Raw genomic sequence first — 15,352 nt, forward strand, 5'->3', positions numbered from 1 at the left:
GCCACCACCGTTCGCCCTGGCCGGAGAGCCGCTACGCGAGCCTGATCGGCTTCAGCTCGTCGAAGCGGTCGCCCGGCCCGGGGTTTGCCGCGCTGGTCTTGCCGCCCAGTTGGGTCATGACGCCCCAGACGGCGTTCAGACCAGTCGTGACCGCGCCCTCGGCCCAGCCGCCGGTCCAGGACACGTCGTCGCCCGCGAGGAAGATGCCGCGGTGGGCCGGGTCGAGGCCGTCCTGCATGAAGTGGGTGTAGAGACGCTCCTGGTAGCGGTAGTGGCCGGGCAGGTTGTCGCTGAAGGCGCCCATGAAGTCCGGGTCGTCCTCCCAGGAGATGGTGACCGGCTCGCCGATGATGTGCGACGCGATGTCGATGTCCGGGTAGATCTGCTTCAAGGAGTGCAGCATCAGGCGCACGCGTTCGTCGACATCGAGCGGCAGCCACTTCAGCGCGTCGTCGTTCCAGGTGTACGACAGGCAGATCAGCGCCGGCTTGTCGGGGCCGTCGTCCAGCAGGTACGTGCCACGCGTGAGCCGGTCCGTGAGCGTGGTGCTGAGCACATGCCGGCCGGTCACGGCATCGACGTCCTTCCAGAAGGGCCGGTCGACGGCGACGAACGTCTTGGACGACTGCATGTAGTGCGTCCGCTCGATGGCCGTCCACATCTTGTGGCTGAACAGCGATTCGTCCGTGTCGATCCGCGCTGACAGCAGCCACGACTGGCAGGTGGCGATCACCGCGGGGTAGGACGAGGCCCTGCGCCAGCGGTCCGTGATCTCGATATCACTGCTCCCACCGTCGGCCCGTCGGATGCGCCGTACAGCACCGCGGGGTGAGCCGCCGTGCAGCGAGGCGAGGCTGGTTCCGGCGGGCCAGTGCGCGAGCTGGTCGGGTGCGTGCTGCCACAGGAGCTGGGGGAGGCGCTGGGCACCGCCGAGTATCCGCTGTTGCTCGTCCTCGGCGCCCACGTACACCACGCGCAGGATCTCGAGCATCGAGTCGGGGAAGTTGGTGTCCCAGCCGCCCGTGCCGAAGCCGACGAGCCCGAACGCCTCGCGGTATTCGAAGGGGAGCGCGGAGAACGCCTGGGAAGTGGCGAGGTAGTGCGAGAAGGACATGTCGTCCAGACGCGGCACGAGCTCGTTCCAGAGCTTCTTGATCGTGGCGTAGTCGCGCGCCGCGATCGCCTGCTGCATCGCGCTGAAGTGGGCGCGCTCCTCGAGACAGCCCTGCCAGGCCGCGGCGACATCGTGGAACATCTGCGGCAGGTCGGCGGGGGTCTCGGCGTAGTGCTTGCGTCCGGCGATCTCGATCACGGTGCTGTCGGACGCGGGGGTGAGGGGGTTGGGGAACGGCTCGGTGCCGAGGCCGAGGAGGTCGATGTAGTGGAAGAGCGCCCGGGCGGACAGCGGGAACCGCATTCCGCCGAGATCGGCCACCGGGTGGTCGGTGCCGGGCGGGACGACACCGCGCATCCTGCCGCCGAGTTGGGCGGACTCGTACACGACCGGCTTCAGCCCCAGCTTCATCAGCTCGTACGCGGCCACCAGTCCTGACATGCCGGCGCCGACGACGGCGACCTCCGTGCCGTATTGCTCGGGCGGGATCGAGCCGAGCCCGTCGGGGTGGGCCAGGTACTCGTCGTAGGGGAAGGGAAAGTCGGGGACCAGCATGCTGATGCCGCTGTGCGGGGTTGTGTTCACGGGATGTCCTGAAAGGCTCGTGCCGGGAGGGCCCGGCGCGGGTCGGTTGTACGGAAGGAGAGGGTGTCGCTTTGGGGTAGTACGGTCGGCAGCGCGGAGCGAGGCGGTCGCAGCCGGTTCAGCCGCGCAGGGCGAGGTAGTCGGTGTCGTGGCGTGCCGCACGCAGGAGGTTGCGGCTGATGTCGCCCACCACCAGTTCCTCGCGTGTCTCACCGGCCGCGACGCGCCTGCCGTAGGGATCGCTGAGGCAGCTCAGCCCGGCGAAGCCGGGTCCCGTGTGGTTGGCGTAGGCGATGAAGATCTGGCTCTCCAGCGCCCGGGTGGGCACCACCATGCCGGGGACGAGACGGGTGTCGAACGGCGCGGGGTGCCCGTCGACAGGTGCGCGCAGCGGAACCGCGGTGGGCACGCACAGCAGCTCGGCGCCGGACAGCGCAACCGAGCGGGTGAACTCGGGGAACTCCACGTCGAAGCAGACGCCGAGCGCCACCCTGACACCGTGCAGAGGAACGACCCGGGGGCGTTGCCGACCGGGCGTGAAGTATGTGTTCTCCACCGTGCCGAAGAGATGCTTCTTGTGATATCTGGTCAGTTCGCATCCGTTGCGGTCGAAGAGCGAGGCGCTGATGAAGCGTTCGCCACCGTGGTCGTCGACGGTCGAGGCGACGATCGCCACCCCCGCGGACCGTGCGAGGGCGGCGAGCCGCTCGCGCTGTTCGGCTCCGTCGTCATCGGCGACGGCCGCGGGGTCGTAACCGCTCACGAACAGCTCGGGTGTCACCAGAAGCTGCGCACCGCGCGCTGCTGCCCGCTGGGCGAACCTCTCGACGGTCTCAAGATTGCGGGTGGCATCCCCGACCACGCCGGTGGCCTGTAGGACCGCCACCGTCAAACGTCCGGACTCAGGCATCGAGCGCGCCCTCGCACAGCCGTCGTACCACCTCGGTCAGCACATCGACTCCGGCACACAGGTCGGCGTCCTCGGTGAACTCGCCCTCGTTGTGGCTGACCCCCTCGCGGCTCGGGACGAACAGCATGACCGTCGGTACGACGTCGTTCATGTTGATGGAGTCGTGTCCGGCCAGCGTGTGCACAGGCCGGCAGCTCACCCCGAGGGAGTCCGCACACGCGCGAGCCAGGCCCACGCCCGCGGTCGGGTACGGACGGACACCCCACGCGTGGGAACCGTCGACCTCGATCCGGACGTTCACCTCGTCCTCGATCAGCTTGACTCCCTGCTCCAGCAACTGCTTGGCCTCGGCGAGGACTCCTTCGTCGGCGGATCGGAGATCCATGGTCAGATCGACCTGGCGGGGTACGACGACGGGCGAGTTGGGCAGCACGGTGAGCTGTCCGACGGAGGTGTGCAGCACGCCGTCGGGGTAGCGGTCGGCCAGCTCGCGCAGGAGGACCACCAGCCGGGAGGCGCCGAGAAGGGCGTCGCGGCGGTCGGCGATGACGGTGGATCCGGTGTGTGCCTGCTCGCCGTGCACGGTGACGGTGAACTTCTCCGCCGCCCAGCAGGAGTGGACGAGCCCGATAGCCGTGCCGGAGTCCTCCAGGGACCGTCCCTGCTCTATGTGGATCTCGGCGCACGCGGCGGCCACCGGCCCGGCCCCGGAACCGGTGTGCCCGATGGAGGCCAGGGCCTCGGCGACCGTCACCCCGTCCGCGTCCCGGGTGGCGAGGGCCTCCGCCGCGGTCATCTTCCCGGTGAAGACGGAGCTGCCCATCATGGAGGGGGCGAACCGGGACCCTTCCTCGTTGAACCAGTCCACCACCGCCAGGTTGTACTTGGGCCGGTGCCCGGCGTCGCGGCCGGCGGCCAGACGGCGGCACGCGTGGAGGGCGGCCGCGACACCGTAGGCCCCGTCGAACTTGCCGGCCAGGGGCTGGCTGTCGAGGTGGGAGCCGACCAGCACGTACGGCGCACCCGGGTTCCACTCCAGCAGCCCGAAGACGTTGCCGATCGCATCGACCTCGACGGTGAAGCCGTACTGGGCCAGCAAGGTCGTGAACCAGGACCGTGCCTGGGCGTCGGCGACGGTTGCGGCCTGCCGGTCGACGCCACCGCCAGGCGTCTCACCGATCCGGCTCAACGAGCGGAAGTCCCGCAGGAACAGGTCGGCGTCGGAACGCGTGGTGATGTGCTCGCGCATCATGTGCGTAATCTCCTGAAAAGTGAGGTCAGTCGCGTGGGGAAGACGAAGGAGCCGACCCGGCTGGGCTGCGGTCGTCCGTGGGTACGAGAACCCGGCCGCGAACGCCGTACCAGCCGATGACGAGTGCCGGGACGATGAGGACCAGCGTGCCGACGGTCCAGGTCCCGACGGGGTAGTCGAAGAGCATGAGAACGAGGACGCCGAGCAGGAAGAGGAGGGTGAGGTACGACGTCCAAGGGGCGCCGGGGAGGCGGAACGTGGGCCTGGGCACCCTGCCCTCCTGTGACCAGCGGTAGAGGCGCAGCTGGCAGAGCACGATCGTCGCCCAGGTGCAGAGGATCGCCAGGGCCGTCGCGTTGATCGCTATCTCGAACGCCTTCTCGGGGACGACCGCGTTGAGCCCCACGCCGACGAGTGCGAGCACAGCCGTGAAGAGGACACCGCCGTACGGCACACCCTGTCGGCTGAGGCCGCTCATGAACCGGGGCGCGGTCCCGGTGCGGGCCATCGAACGGTAGATGCGTCCCGTGGAGTACAGACCCGCGTTGAGGCTGGAGAGCGCCGCGGTCAGCACCACCAGGTTCATCACCCCGCCTGCTCCGGGGATGCCGATCTTGGTGAAGAAGGTCACGAACGGCGACTCGCCGGCCCGGTAGGAGTCGTACGGCAGCAGCAGGGCCAGCAGCGCTGTCGAGCCGACGTAGAACACCGCGATGCGCACGATGACGGCGTTGACGGCCCGCGGCATCACCTCTGCCGGGTTCTCCGTCTCACCCGCCGCGACGCCGATCAGGTCGATGCCGGCGTAGGCGAAGACGACACCCTGCATGATGATCACTACGGGGAGCAGTCCGTTCGGCAGGACTCCGCCGTGTTCGGCCACCACCGATATGCCCGCGTCGTGGCCGTCCACCGGGAATCCGGCGGCGAGGATGACACCGCCGACGACGAGGAAGACCACGATCGCGGCGACCTTGATCAGGGCGAACCAGAACTCCAGCTCTCCGAAGAGCCGGACGGAGACGAGGTTGGCGCACGTCACGACGAGGAGCGCGGTCAGGGCCAGCAGCCACTGCGGCACGCTGGTGAGCGCCGGCCAGTAGTGGAAGTACGTGGCGACCGCGGTGATATCGACGATGGCGGTGAGTGCCCAGGAGACCGAGTACACCCAGCCGGTCACGAAAGCGGCCTTTTCGCCGAAGAATTCACGCGCGTAGGAGACGAAGGAGCCGGAATTCGGCCGGTGCAGCACGAGTTCGCCGAGCGCCCGGAGAATGAAGAAGGCGAAGAGGCCGCAGAAAGCATAGACGAATGCCAGGGACGGGCCCGCAGAGGCAAGCCGTCCACCCGCGCCGAGCAGAAGACCCGTACCAATGGCACCGCCGATACCGATCATCTGTATCTGGCGATGGGAAAACCCCTTTCGGTATCCGGGATCCGCCGCATCGGAACCACCCGGGTGCGTTGTTTCCGTGCCCGCTTCCACTGCCACGAGCTCCTCCTTTTTCCGGCGCCGAGGGTGCGCAACCGGAAGATTGACAGTGGGCCGGGGAACGAACAATGAAAAGTTGCACTGCGCACAGCGGCAAAAATTTGGCGTCTGCACAACACCGCGGCCTGTGAAAAGGGGGAGGGAGGGTGGTGTGCGGTGGTCAGAGGACGACGTAGAATTCCGGGGCTTGCGCTGGAAGGAAGGAGGCACGCGTGTCCGAAGAGCAGGACCGGCGCTGGGACGACCTCGTCGAGCGGACGCGCGGTCGTTTGGGCGCGATGGTGGAACAATTCCTCGCCCGCACGATGGCGGACCCTTCCTACGCCGATTCCGACCTGACGGCGGAAGATCTGCGGCGGGCGAGTGTGGAGTCGTTCACGGCGATACTGGACAGTTTGCGCTCGGATGGGACCACCAGCAGACTGGCCTCCATCGCCAAGTCGGTGGGCACCCGGCGCGCCCGGCAGGCCGTTCCGCTGGAAAGCCTGCTGCGCGCCGTCCGCTTGGACTTCACGGTGCTGTGGGAGCACCTGGCGGAACCGTCCTGCGGGGCGGACCCAGCCCTGCTCGTGCGCAACGCCGGGCGCGTGTGGAGCACGGTGGACGAGTTCGCGGCCCATGTGCAGGAGCACTATCTCGCGGAGCAACTTGCCATCGAACAGGCCAACGCCGACCTCCAGCGGCAGTATCTGTCCCAGCTGCTCGCGCCGGCGAGGCCGACCGAAGCCGCCCTGGAACGGATAGCCGGCGCGCTGCGCGTCTCCCCGCACGGCAATTTCTGCGTGGCCGCGGTCTCTCGTGACGACGGTGTCGAGGTGCGCCGCCGGATCCGTGGCGCCGCCCGGTGCGCCCACACCTATTTCGCCTATGACATGGGCCACCACACGCTGTTCATCTGGCCGACGAACGAGGTGGCACTGGGGCGGCTCTCACCTCCCGCGAAAGATCTCTTCGCCGACGTGGCGGTCGCGGTCGCACCGGTGGCCAGAGGGCTGGCGCGAGTCCGGGAGTCCGCGTCGGCCGCCAGGGAGATCATGATCGACATGCCGATGGACAGTTCGGACGTGGCCACCCTGTCGGACCGCTGGCGGTCGGTGACCCGGCATCTCCTCGCCGGGGTGGGATGCGACCTGGGCCAGATCGTCTTCCCGTACCTCGAGAGGTGCACGGACCTGGAGCGCAGGAAGATCCTGGAAACCGTCAGCACCTATCTGGAGACGGGAAGCCTGGGCGACACGGGCCGCGTACTGAAGTGTCACCGCAACACTGTGCTGAACCGGCTGAACGCGTTCGAGAAGTACACGGGCCTCGACGTTCAACGGCCCTACGACGCAGCTGCCGTGATCATCGCCCTGAAGTGGCAGGGCACACGGCCCTGACGAACGGTGGGCGAGCGGCACGGCCTCGGTGTTGGCGAAGCCCTGCGGGCCCCTCCTTCTCGTCCAGTCGGCGCAACACACCGCTGGTGGCCGGCAGCTCCAGGTCGTCGGCCTGCTTGCGGATTGGTCGGCACCTGGGATGAAACAGGTTCAGGAGATGAGCGAGCGGCCTGTCGGCGCCAACCGTAGGGTCCGGGGGGCTGTTGTCCGTTCTCGCTCGATGCCCGGCAGGACCTCGTGGGCGAGGGGATGGGCCAGTACGTCAGCGAGGTGCCGTCGGTACGCGCTCTCGTCGGGGTACGAGGTCAGGACCACGGCGACGTTCTCCCCGGTGCGGACCGGCAGCCTGGGGAATGTGTTGTGCGCCGTCTCGGAGGTGAGGGCGGCGAGCGGCTCGGGTCCCGTCTTGTGGAGCAGGGGGAGGAGACCGTCCCGGATCAGTGCGATGCCGTCGTGTCGTCCGGGAGGGAAGGACCACACGGTGGCGGACACGAATCGGTCTGGTCCCGGAGCACCGGCCTGGCGCCGCTCGGACGGGGAGACGGCGAAGCCGCTCTCCTCCGAGAGGGGACGCAGGAGGAGGACATCGTCGGAGTCGAGCATGGTGGCGTTGGCCTGAGGGCCGTGCTCGGCCCAGGCGGGGCCGCCGTAGAAGGCTGTGAGGGCTTGGTGCCGTACCGCCATGTCCCGGAACCCGCGCAGCCAGACGAAGCGATCCGGATCGTCGAGGTCCCGGAACTGGCCGAGCACGACCATCCCGGCCTCCTCCTGGGTTTCAACGAACTCCCGGTCGAACAGCTCGATGAGTTCGTCGCGCTTACCGGAGCGGAGCGTGTACTGGCGGAGCTCGATCACGGCGAGGCCGTCGGCAGGGTTGGTAGGGGGCACGGCAGGCTCCTGTTGAGTTCTCTTCTGCGGGCACGTGATGCCGGCTCTTTCGGTCGGAGCCGGGCGCGAGCTGACGGTAGGGGAGCCGTGTGCCAGGTGCTGTCAGGGTTCCGGGAGAGAATGCGCGCATGTCTGCCGGTCGACTGCTGTCGGTGCTGCTGTTGCTGCAATCCCGTGGCCGTATGTCCGCGCGAGGGCTCGCCGATGAGCTGGGCGTCTCTGTGCGGACCGCATACCGTGACGTGGCGCGTCTGCAGGCCGCCGGGGTCCCGGTCTACTCGGAACCGGGTCGCGGAGGCGGCTATCAGCTGGTCGACGGCTATCGCACCCGTCTGACCGGGATGAGCGAGGGCGAGGCGCGGGCGCTGTTCTTCGCCGGGCTGCCCGGCCCCGCCGCCGACCTGGGACTCGCGGCGGAGGTGACGGCAGCACGGCTGAAGCTGCTGGCCGCGCTGCCGACGGGGCTGCGTGAGGAGGCCGCGCGGACCGCTGCGGTGTTCCATCTGGACGCTCCCGGCTGGTACCGGGAACCCGAGCAGACGCCGTATCTGCCCTTGTTCGTCGATGCGGTGATCACCCAGCGTGCGGTAGACGTCCGCTACCGTCGCTGGCGCGCGCCGCAAGAGGTGCGCCGCCGCCTTCGCCCCTACGGCCTGGTACTCAAGTCCGGTGTCTGGTACCTCGTGGCCGCTGGGAAGAACCGGATCGCGACCTACCGGGTGACCCAAGTGCTCGACGCGGTGCTGAGCGACGAGCGGTTCGACCGGCCGCAGGATTTCGACCTGGGCGCGTACTGGACCTCTTACCTCGACGATTTCCAGACGCGCCGCTACACCGGCACAGCCACCGTCCGCCTGTCCCCGGAGGGACGCCGACGCCTGCCCGACAACGTCCCTCCGGAGGTGGTGCGGGCAGTCGACTCCACCGCGACCGCCGTCGGGGACGAAGGATGGGTCGAGGCGGTCATCCCGACCGAGAGCACCGAGCACGCGTGCGGTGAGCTGCTGCGGCTCGGTATCCACGTCGAGGTCGTCGCACCGGCCGAACTGCGCCGAGCCATGGCCGACACAGTGGGCGTACTCGCCAGAGCCTACGGATCCGCCGGCGTGGTTCAGGCGACCGGCTCCCTCGCCGGCGACATCAAATGAGACGGGACCCCTGACGCCCGACCGCACCATCGCCCACCGACCCTGCGCCTGCGCTCCAGCGGCGCAAGCAGTTCCCACCCGCGGCCACACCATCGCCGAGCAGTCGGGGATACTCCAGGCATGCGGCCCGCCATCAGGTCGTCATCGACGCCGCCATGCTCGGCATCGCCCGCCTGCGCAACCCCGTCCTAGCCGGGTGACGCAGCAACCAGCAGGCCATCCAGCACGACAGAGAGCATCTACGGGGCAACCTCAGATGGGGGTGCAGCGTGAGCCGACGATATCGTTGTTGCTGCCCACGACTTCTTTGACGATTTCGCATTCGTAGAGCCAGCGCCTGCTGCCCGGCTTCGTGATCAGAGTGTTTTCCATGGGTTCGTGGTTGATGAACAAGGGCGTGCAGTTGAATCCGTCCAGCATGTGGAGACGGGAGTCGTAGTCCAGGTGCCGGCACCGGTAGTCGCGGAATGCGACGGCGCTGGACGCCGGCGCGGTGACCCCGATCGACGTCGCGGCGGCGAGTCCCACGGTGACGGCGGCGATGACCGGACGACGGACAAGCGATCGCAGGCTCATGGCGATTCCCTTCCTCTAGGCCCGCCTTCGCCCGCTCACCGCCGCCTCACGCAGCGCCGGGACCAGGCGAGAACGACCTCTCAGCACGGACATGCCCGGCATTCCGTCGCAGAACAAGAAAAGGCACCGCTGTTGACTCAAAAGCGTTGGAGCACGGACAGGAAGTCCCGGGTTGATAGCGCCCGGCCGGAGTCGCGACGCGGGCCGGAAGGGCTGAAGGGACCGAGGGACCGGTCGAAGATCAACCGCGCGCCCCTCGCACGCCGGACCGCGGGGATCTCACCTTCGTCCGGGTCGGCGGCGTGTCCGGGCTCGGGTCGGTCCTGCCCGGCCAGTGAGTACGACCTCGCTCTTGTAGCCTCATCCGGATGGAGACCGAAGCGGGTGTGATCGAACGGATCTGGCGGTATCCGATCAAGTCGACAGGGGGCGAGATCCTCGACCGAGCGGAGGTCGAGGAAAGAGGGTTTGTCGGCGACCGTCTCTTCGCGGTGCGCGACGCTCAGGGCAAGTTCGGCTCGGGGAAGAACACCCGTCGCTTCCGCAGAATGCCGGGGCTGCTGCAGCTGCGTTCCCGCTACGTGGACGACGCTGATGAGCCTGAACTGCTCGACCCGAGAGGCACGATGGTACCGGATCCGAATGCCTATCTTCGCCGTTACCTCGGTCGCGAGGACGTCGAGGTGGCTCGCGAGGCGGCAATCTCTCACTTCGACCAACTGCCCATCAGCGTGTTGACCACGGCCACCCTTGACTGGGTGCGTTCGGCGGTGCCTGATGTACCCGTCGATGAGCGACGCTTCCGGCCGAACCTCCTGGTACGGACGCCGCCAGGCACTCCTCCGTTCGTGGAGGACGAGTGGTTCGGGAGCAAGGCGCGGATAGGCGACGCGGTGTGCATCGAGTTCGTGCGGTCGAGTGAGCGATGCGTGATGACCAACGAGGCTCAGCAGGACCTCCCGCACTCCTCGCTGGTATTGCGGGCCATCACGAAAGCGCACGACATGCGCTTGGATGGGCTGGCCACCGTTGTGTCGCCAGGGCAGGTGCGGGCCGGAGACCCCGTCGTTCTGCTCTGACGGTTGTTCGAAAGCGGGCAGAGAGCCGGGACGGCGTCAGCGCGGTGATTCCCCCCGCAGCCTGAGCCCGTCCTGGGAGGCGTCCGAGCGTCTCCGCCTCGAACTCGGAAGGCCGCCCCGGACCCGACCGAGACGGGTGCGCGCCGAGAAGGCATACGCCTCCCGGTGGTTCTGATCGACGGCACCCTCATCGCCACCCGGCGCCGCACCGGAAAAGCCGACCGGCGCAACTACTCGGGTAAACACCGCCGGTACGGCCTGCGCTTCCTCGCTCTGACCGACGAGCGGGCCGGGTGATCTGGATATCCGCCGCCCGGCCCGGCCGCACTCACGACATCACCGCCGCCCGCCAGGATCACATCCTGACTCACCTGCGCGCCGCTGGCCTCGGGGCCTGGGCGGACCTGGGCTTTCGCGGCTTGGACAACGACGTACTCGATCCTGTGATCGTCACCGGCTTCCCTGCCGGCCGCACCCACAAGCTCACCCCGGCCAGAAGACCGCCAACCGGGTCCTCGCCGTCGAACGGGCACCGGCCGAACACGGCTTCGCCCATTTCAAGAACTGGCGGACCTCACCAAGTTCCGCGCGGACCCCGCCCATGCGGCCTGCCTCCTGCGCGCCTTGCTCGTCCTGACGGACTTCGAAGTCAATCGCTGACGGATCTGCGCAGCAGACAGTCACCACGACAACTTCGAGTATCCCGGCACCGGGCATTCGAGCCCTTTGCCAGTAACTCATTGAGCCGACCACAGACGGTCCCCTCGAACCGGCGTGCGTCAGGGCTGAATGTTCTCCATGTCCTCGAGGAGGCTGGAGTGGGTCGGCTGCCACCCGAGGGCATCGCGGGTGTGGGCGCTGGACGCCGGCTGGTCCATGGCGAAAATCGGGCCGAACGGGCCGAAGCTGTCCTGCGGAACCTCCTCGACCGGCAGGCCCAGTCGCCGGCCGATGACTGTGGCGATGTCCCGCACCGCGTCGCCCTCGTCACCGACGGCATGCCAGGCCGTCCCGGCCGGCGCGGACTCAAGGGCCAGGCGGAACAGGACCGCTGCGTCGAGCGCGTGCACGGCCGGCCAGCGCTGGGTGCCGTCGCCCGGATAGCCGGCCACCCCGGTGCGGCGCGCCTGATCGGTCAACAGGCCGGCGAAGCCCCCCTTGCCCTGGTTGTGGACCGTGCGCGGCATACGGACAGCCGTGCTGCGCACACCTCGCGAGGCGAGGTCCAGCAGCGCGTTGACCGAACGGCCCCGGCCGCCCACCGGTCCGTCGGTCGGCAGTGGATCGGCCTCGGTGGACGCCCGCCCCGGCACCCAGGGCGTGCCGGAGACCGTGACGATCGGGCGGTCGCTTCCGATGAGTTCCTGCCCCAGCACGGTGAGAGCGGCGCTCTCCTCGGCGATGGCCTGCGTGAGTGCGTCCGGGCTGCTGTAGTCGCGTCCGAACGCCAGACTGATCACGCCGTCGCACTGCGCCGCGCCTGACCGCAGGACGTCGAGGTCGGCCAGGTCTCCTCGCAGCACCTTGGCGCCGGCGCTCCCAAGGGTCTGTGCGGAGCCGTCCGAGCGAGCCAGTGCGAGAACGGTGTGGCCGTTGCCGAGCAGCTCGGCGACGACAGCGGAGCCGATGGTGCCGGTACCGCCGGTGACGAAGACATGCATGAGCTCTCCCTGGAAGTGATGGGACTCTTGTCCCGTCACTGACCATACACCGGTGACGGGACAGGTGTCCCATCACCTATCCTGGTCTCATGGCAAGATGGCAACCAGGGGCTGCCGAACGACTCGTCGCTGCGGCCGTCGACCTGTTCACCGAGCAGGGGTACGACGCCACCACGGTGACGCAGATCGCCGAGCGCGCCGGCGTCACCAAGAGCACCTTCTTCCGGTATTTCCCCGACAAGCGCGAGCTGCTGGTCGCCGGCCAGGAGACGCTGAGCAGGCTGCTCGCCGACGGCATCACCGAGGCGCCTGCGAGCGCCAGCCCGCTCCAGGCGGTAGCAGCCGGTCTCGAACGCGCATCAAGCGCCATGGGCGCGGCGAACCGCGAACTCGGCCCCCGCCTCAAAGCAGCCGTAGCAGCCAGCACCGAACTACAGGAGCGCGACGCCCTCAAGAGCGTCGGCCTCGCAGCCGCCATGACAGCCGCGCTCATCGCCCGCGACGTCCCCGACCCTACCGCGCACCTCGCGGCCGAACTGGGAGTCCTCGCGTTCAAACGGGGATACGCCCAGTGGTCCGAAAGCGATCGTGACGACACAGAAGGGCTCGCGCCACACGCACTGGCAGCCCTGGAAGACCTGCGCGCGGCAACTGCATCGCTGGGCTGATCGACGCCGCTCGGCTGTCGCCAGCCGGGCCCTGTCGGCGCCACGGGCACTTCGCCCGTCGACCGCCTCCTGGACGCCCTGCTCGTCCTGACAAACATCGGAGCCGATCGCTGACGGATGACCTACTGCGCAGACAGTCACCCAGGACCAGCGTGAGCACCCCGAGAGCCGGTCCACGCCGGCCCTTTGGCCCGCGGCTCCAAGTTGGCGGAGGCTCAATGCAGTGGCGCATGTCAGCTGACGCGCTGCGCGGGTGTCACTCCTCTTCGCCGTTTCGGGCTTCCGCTGCCGTCCCGGCGTACGCCGCCCGGCGCCGGGACCGCTGCTCCACGCGAAGCAGGAAGCTCACGATTGCGCAGCCGAGCGCTCCGGCGAGGAGAAGGCCGGTGTACCCCAGCTGTCGGATGTGGCGCGCATTGCACTCGGGAGTCTCGACGAAGGGAGTCTTCGGTGCGACGGACGATCCGCAGGGTGGCGGGTAGGCGCTTTGGTCGACACTGTGCACGGGGACAAGCAGCGCAACAGCGGCCGCGACGACGAGTGCCAGAGCCAACCCGGCCAGAAAACGAGACCAGGCAACTGCCGTGTCCGATGGCTCAGCTCCACCGATGCGCCCAGCTTCTCCCGTCACACTGCCCCCTCACATCTCCACTCTTCCTCTGGCTCTGGACGAGAGTACGGGGAGCTGCCGCAGCCCAACACTCGGCACCTGCAGCTGGACAGAGTTTGTCAGCGAGTCGGGCCGGCGGGTTGCGACAGGGCTGCAACAAGCTTCGAAGATCGCTTGACCTTGCCCCAGAGGGAGAGACGACAGTGTCTCTGTCGATCCACATGGGCGGGCGGTTTGTACTCGCTGGCCAAGGACGAAGAGGGGGAGTCCGCATGACCGCGACCTGCGTCATTCTCGACATCGGCGGCGTGCTGGAGATCACGCCGGAAACCGGATGGGTGCAACGGTGGGAAGAGCGGCTGGAGCTGCCACGGGGCACTGTCGATGAGCGGATGCGCGACGTGTGGCGGGCTGGGAGCGTCGGGAGCATCAGCGAGCGAGAGGTGCACGAGCAGGTGGTGGCTCGTTTGGGGCTCGACGCCCTCCAGGGGGAGGCCTTCATGGCTGATCTCTGGGCGGAGTATCTGGGGACGCCGAACGAGGACCTCATCGACTATGTGCGGGGGCTGCAGGGACGCTGCAGGCTGGGCATCCTGAGCAACAGCTTCGTCGGTGCCCGGGAGCGGGAGACAACGCTGTACCACTTCGACGAACTGGTGGAGCGGATCGTCTACTCCCACGAGATCGGCATCGAGAAGCCCGACCTGCGTGCCTTCGAGGCCGCGTGCTCCAGCTTGAACGTGCGGCCGGAGAACTGCCTGTTCATCGATGATGTCGCAGTCAACGTCGAGGCCGCCCAAGCGGCGGGCATGCAGGCGCATCTGTTCGAGGACAACGCCCGGACCGTCACGCGCATCGCGGCTCATTTGGACGCCGGGCCCTTGGTCCCAGGGCGTGTCCCGCTCGTGTGACATCGGCCTGGCCGCCCTTGTGGTTGCCGGGCCAGGCGTTGCAGTGGTTGATCAGCCCGCTGCGGAACGTCTTCGTCTGGTCCTTGGCCGCCACAGATGCGATGTCGGGGAACTCGTCCCGGATCGTCGTCAGCCGCAGGAGACGGCAGGTGTCAGGTGGCAGGTGCGCGAGCCGCCGGGATCAGGTGCGAGACCCGAGCTGGCGTCGCCAGGGCGGATGTGGTCGAACGGTACGGGCTCGGGTCACGCTGCATACCTGTTCCGCGGCTGGAGGCTGTGTGCGTCGGCCCGCTGGGCTCGGCCTGGTCGGCGGAGCATCCGACAGGGCATCCCGGCACGGTTGTTGGCGCGTTGCCTACTGCTGGTGGATCTGGATCAGGTTGCCGCAGGTGTCGTCCAGGACGGCCGTGGTGACCGGTCCCATCCGGGCGGGCTCCTGGACGAACTGCACGCCCAGTCCGCGCAGCCGCTCGAACTCCGCGTGTGCGTCGTCCACTGCGAACGACGTGGCGGGGATGCCGTCCGCGACCAGCGCGTCCTTGTAGGGCTGCACAGCGGGATGGGTGTCGGGCTCGAGCAGGAGTTCGGTGCCGTCGGGGTCCTCGGGGGAGACCACGGTCAGCCAGCGCGCTCCGCCGAGGTCGATGTCGGCCTTCTTCGCGAAGCCGAGCTTCTCGGTGTAGAAGTGCAGGGCCTTGTCGAGGTCGTCGACGAAGACGCTGGCAAGCTGAATTCTCATGGATGACGCTCCGGTTGTTCGGGCTTGAGCCATCGGGACACGATGTGCTCAAGGGGTTCGGTGTTCAGGTCGTGGAACTTGTAGCGCCCCTGGCGCCTGGTGCGGATCAGTCCGGCGGATTCCAGTACGGCAAGGTGCTGGCTGATCGCCTGGCGGGACGAGGCGAGGCCGTGCTTGGTGGTGAGCCGCGCACAGATCTCGAAAAGGGTCTGACCGTCGCGCTCTGTCAGCTCGTCCAGGATCGTCCTGCGGGTGGGGTCGGCCAGGGCCTTGAAGACATCGTCCGTCATAACCACATGATATGCAAGTGGTTACTTGCCTGTGGGTGGCGCGGAGCGAA

15 protein-coding genes are annotated in these 15,352 nt (G+C 68.1%); 6 read left to right on the forward strand and 9 right to left on the reverse strand.

Going from position 1 to position 15,352, the window contains the following annotated elements:
- Nucleotides 1-31: 31 nt before the first annotated feature.
- The 4 genes from HC362_RS32670 to HC362_RS32685 all read right to left on the reverse strand — a co-directional run bounded on the left by HC362_RS32670 (nt 32) and on the right by HC362_RS32685 (nt 5,353).
- Nucleotides 32-1,669, reverse strand: a complete 1,638-nt coding sequence (locus HC362_RS32670) for an NAD(P)/FAD-dependent oxidoreductase (protein WP_243088916.1) — start codon at nt 1,667-1,669, stop codon at nt 32-34.
- Nucleotides 1,670-1,817: 148 nt separating this feature from the next.
- Nucleotides 1,818-2,585: a nitrilase-related carbon-nitrogen hydrolase gene (locus HC362_RS32675; protein ID WP_243087957.1), complete on the reverse strand. Its 768-nt coding sequence runs from the start codon at nt 2,583-2,585 to the stop codon at nt 1,818-1,820.
- A 16-nt stretch (nt 2,586-2,601) separates the two neighbouring features.
- Nucleotides 2,602-3,861 carry a M20 family metallo-hydrolase gene (locus tag HC362_RS32680; protein ID WP_243087958.1) on the reverse strand — a complete coding sequence of 420 codons (1,260 nt, stop codon included), beginning with the start codon at nt 3,859-3,861 and terminating at the stop codon, nt 2,602-2,604.
- A gap of 25 nt (nt 3,862-3,886) precedes the next feature.
- On the reverse strand, nt 3,887-5,353 hold the full coding sequence (locus HC362_RS32685) for an amino acid permease (protein ID WP_243087959.1): 1,467 nt from the start codon (nt 5,351-5,353) through the stop codon (nt 3,887-3,889).
- A 212-nt stretch (nt 5,354-5,565) separates the two neighbouring features.
- Here HC362_RS32685 and HC362_RS32690 point away from each other — a divergent pair, with 212 nt between their 5' ends.
- Nucleotides 5,566-6,732: a helix-turn-helix domain-containing protein gene (locus tag HC362_RS32690; protein WP_243087960.1), complete on the forward strand. Its 1,167-nt coding sequence runs from the start codon at nt 5,566-5,568 to the stop codon at nt 6,730-6,732.
- Nucleotides 6,733-6,882: 150 nt separating this feature from the next.
- On the opposite strand, the gene HC362_RS32695 is transcribed toward HC362_RS32690, so the two are convergent.
- Nucleotides 6,883-7,620, reverse strand: coding sequence for an NIPSNAP family protein (locus HC362_RS32695; protein WP_243087961.1), 738 nt, complete (start codon nt 7,618-7,620; stop codon nt 6,883-6,885).
- Between the two features lie 128 nt (nt 7,621-7,748).
- Between HC362_RS32695 and HC362_RS32700 the strand changes: the two genes are divergently transcribed.
- Nucleotides 7,749-8,768 carry a WYL domain-containing protein gene (locus tag HC362_RS32700; RefSeq protein WP_243087962.1) on the forward strand — a complete coding sequence of 340 codons (1,020 nt, stop codon included), beginning with the start codon at nt 7,749-7,751 and terminating at the stop codon, nt 8,766-8,768.
- 252 nt (nt 8,769-9,020) lie between these two features.
- Here the strand turns inward: HC362_RS32700 and HC362_RS32705 are convergent, their stop codons facing one another.
- Nucleotides 9,021-9,344 (reverse strand): hypothetical protein, encoded by a 324-nt coding sequence (locus HC362_RS32705; RefSeq protein WP_243087963.1) that lies wholly within the window; start codon nt 9,342-9,344, stop codon nt 9,021-9,023.
- A 368-nt stretch (nt 9,345-9,712) separates the two neighbouring features.
- Between HC362_RS32705 and HC362_RS32710 the strand changes: the two genes are divergently transcribed.
- Together HC362_RS32710 and HC362_RS34975 are read left to right on the forward strand one after the other, a co-directional pair.
- The gene (locus HC362_RS32710; RefSeq protein WP_243087964.1) at nt 9,713-10,423 is read left to right on the forward strand and encodes an MOSC N-terminal beta barrel domain-containing protein; all 711 of its coding nucleotides are present in this window, start codon (nt 9,713-9,715) and stop codon (nt 10,421-10,423) included.
- A gap of 165 nt (nt 10,424-10,588) precedes the next feature.
- A complete protein-coding gene (locus HC362_RS34975) occupies nt 10,589-10,720 on the forward strand; it encodes a hypothetical protein (protein ID WP_279240163.1) in 132 nt (43 codons plus the stop codon).
- A 482-nt stretch (nt 10,721-11,202) separates the two neighbouring features.
- On the opposite strand, the gene HC362_RS32715 is transcribed toward HC362_RS34975, so the two are convergent.
- Nucleotides 11,203-12,084, reverse strand: a complete 882-nt coding sequence (locus HC362_RS32715; RefSeq protein WP_243087965.1) for an SDR family oxidoreductase — start codon at nt 12,082-12,084, stop codon at nt 11,203-11,205.
- Between the two features lie 89 nt (nt 12,085-12,173).
- Between HC362_RS32715 and HC362_RS32720 the strand changes: the two genes are divergently transcribed.
- Together HC362_RS32720 and HC362_RS32725 are read left to right on the forward strand one after the other, a co-directional pair.
- On the forward strand, nt 12,174-12,752 hold the full coding sequence (locus tag HC362_RS32720; RefSeq protein ID WP_243087966.1) for a TetR/AcrR family transcriptional regulator: 579 nt from the start codon (nt 12,174-12,176) through the stop codon (nt 12,750-12,752).
- Nucleotides 12,753-13,634: 882 nt separating this feature from the next.
- Entirely contained in the window at nt 13,635-14,273 is a 639-nt protein-coding gene (locus HC362_RS32725) for an HAD family phosphatase (RefSeq protein WP_243087967.1), read from the forward strand.
- Nucleotides 14,274-14,628: 355 nt separating this feature from the next.
- On the opposite strand, the gene HC362_RS32730 is transcribed toward HC362_RS32725, so the two are convergent.
- Entirely contained in the window at nt 14,629-15,012 is a 384-nt protein-coding gene (locus tag HC362_RS32730) for a VOC family protein (protein WP_243087968.1), read from the reverse strand.
- Nucleotides 15,009-15,302: a metalloregulator ArsR/SmtB family transcription factor gene (locus HC362_RS32735; RefSeq protein ID WP_243087969.1), complete on the reverse strand. Its 294-nt coding sequence runs from the start codon at nt 15,300-15,302 to the stop codon at nt 15,009-15,011. The genes HC362_RS32730 and HC362_RS32735 overlap by 4 nt, the downstream gene beginning before the upstream one ends.
- Nucleotides 15,303-15,352 lie beyond the last annotated feature (50 nt).

This window comes from Streptomyces sp. 891-h, from assembly GCF_022760275.1.
In the GTDB taxonomy this organism is placed as follows: Bacteria; Actinomycetota; Actinomycetes; order Streptomycetales; family Streptomycetaceae; genus Streptomyces; species Streptomyces spirodelae.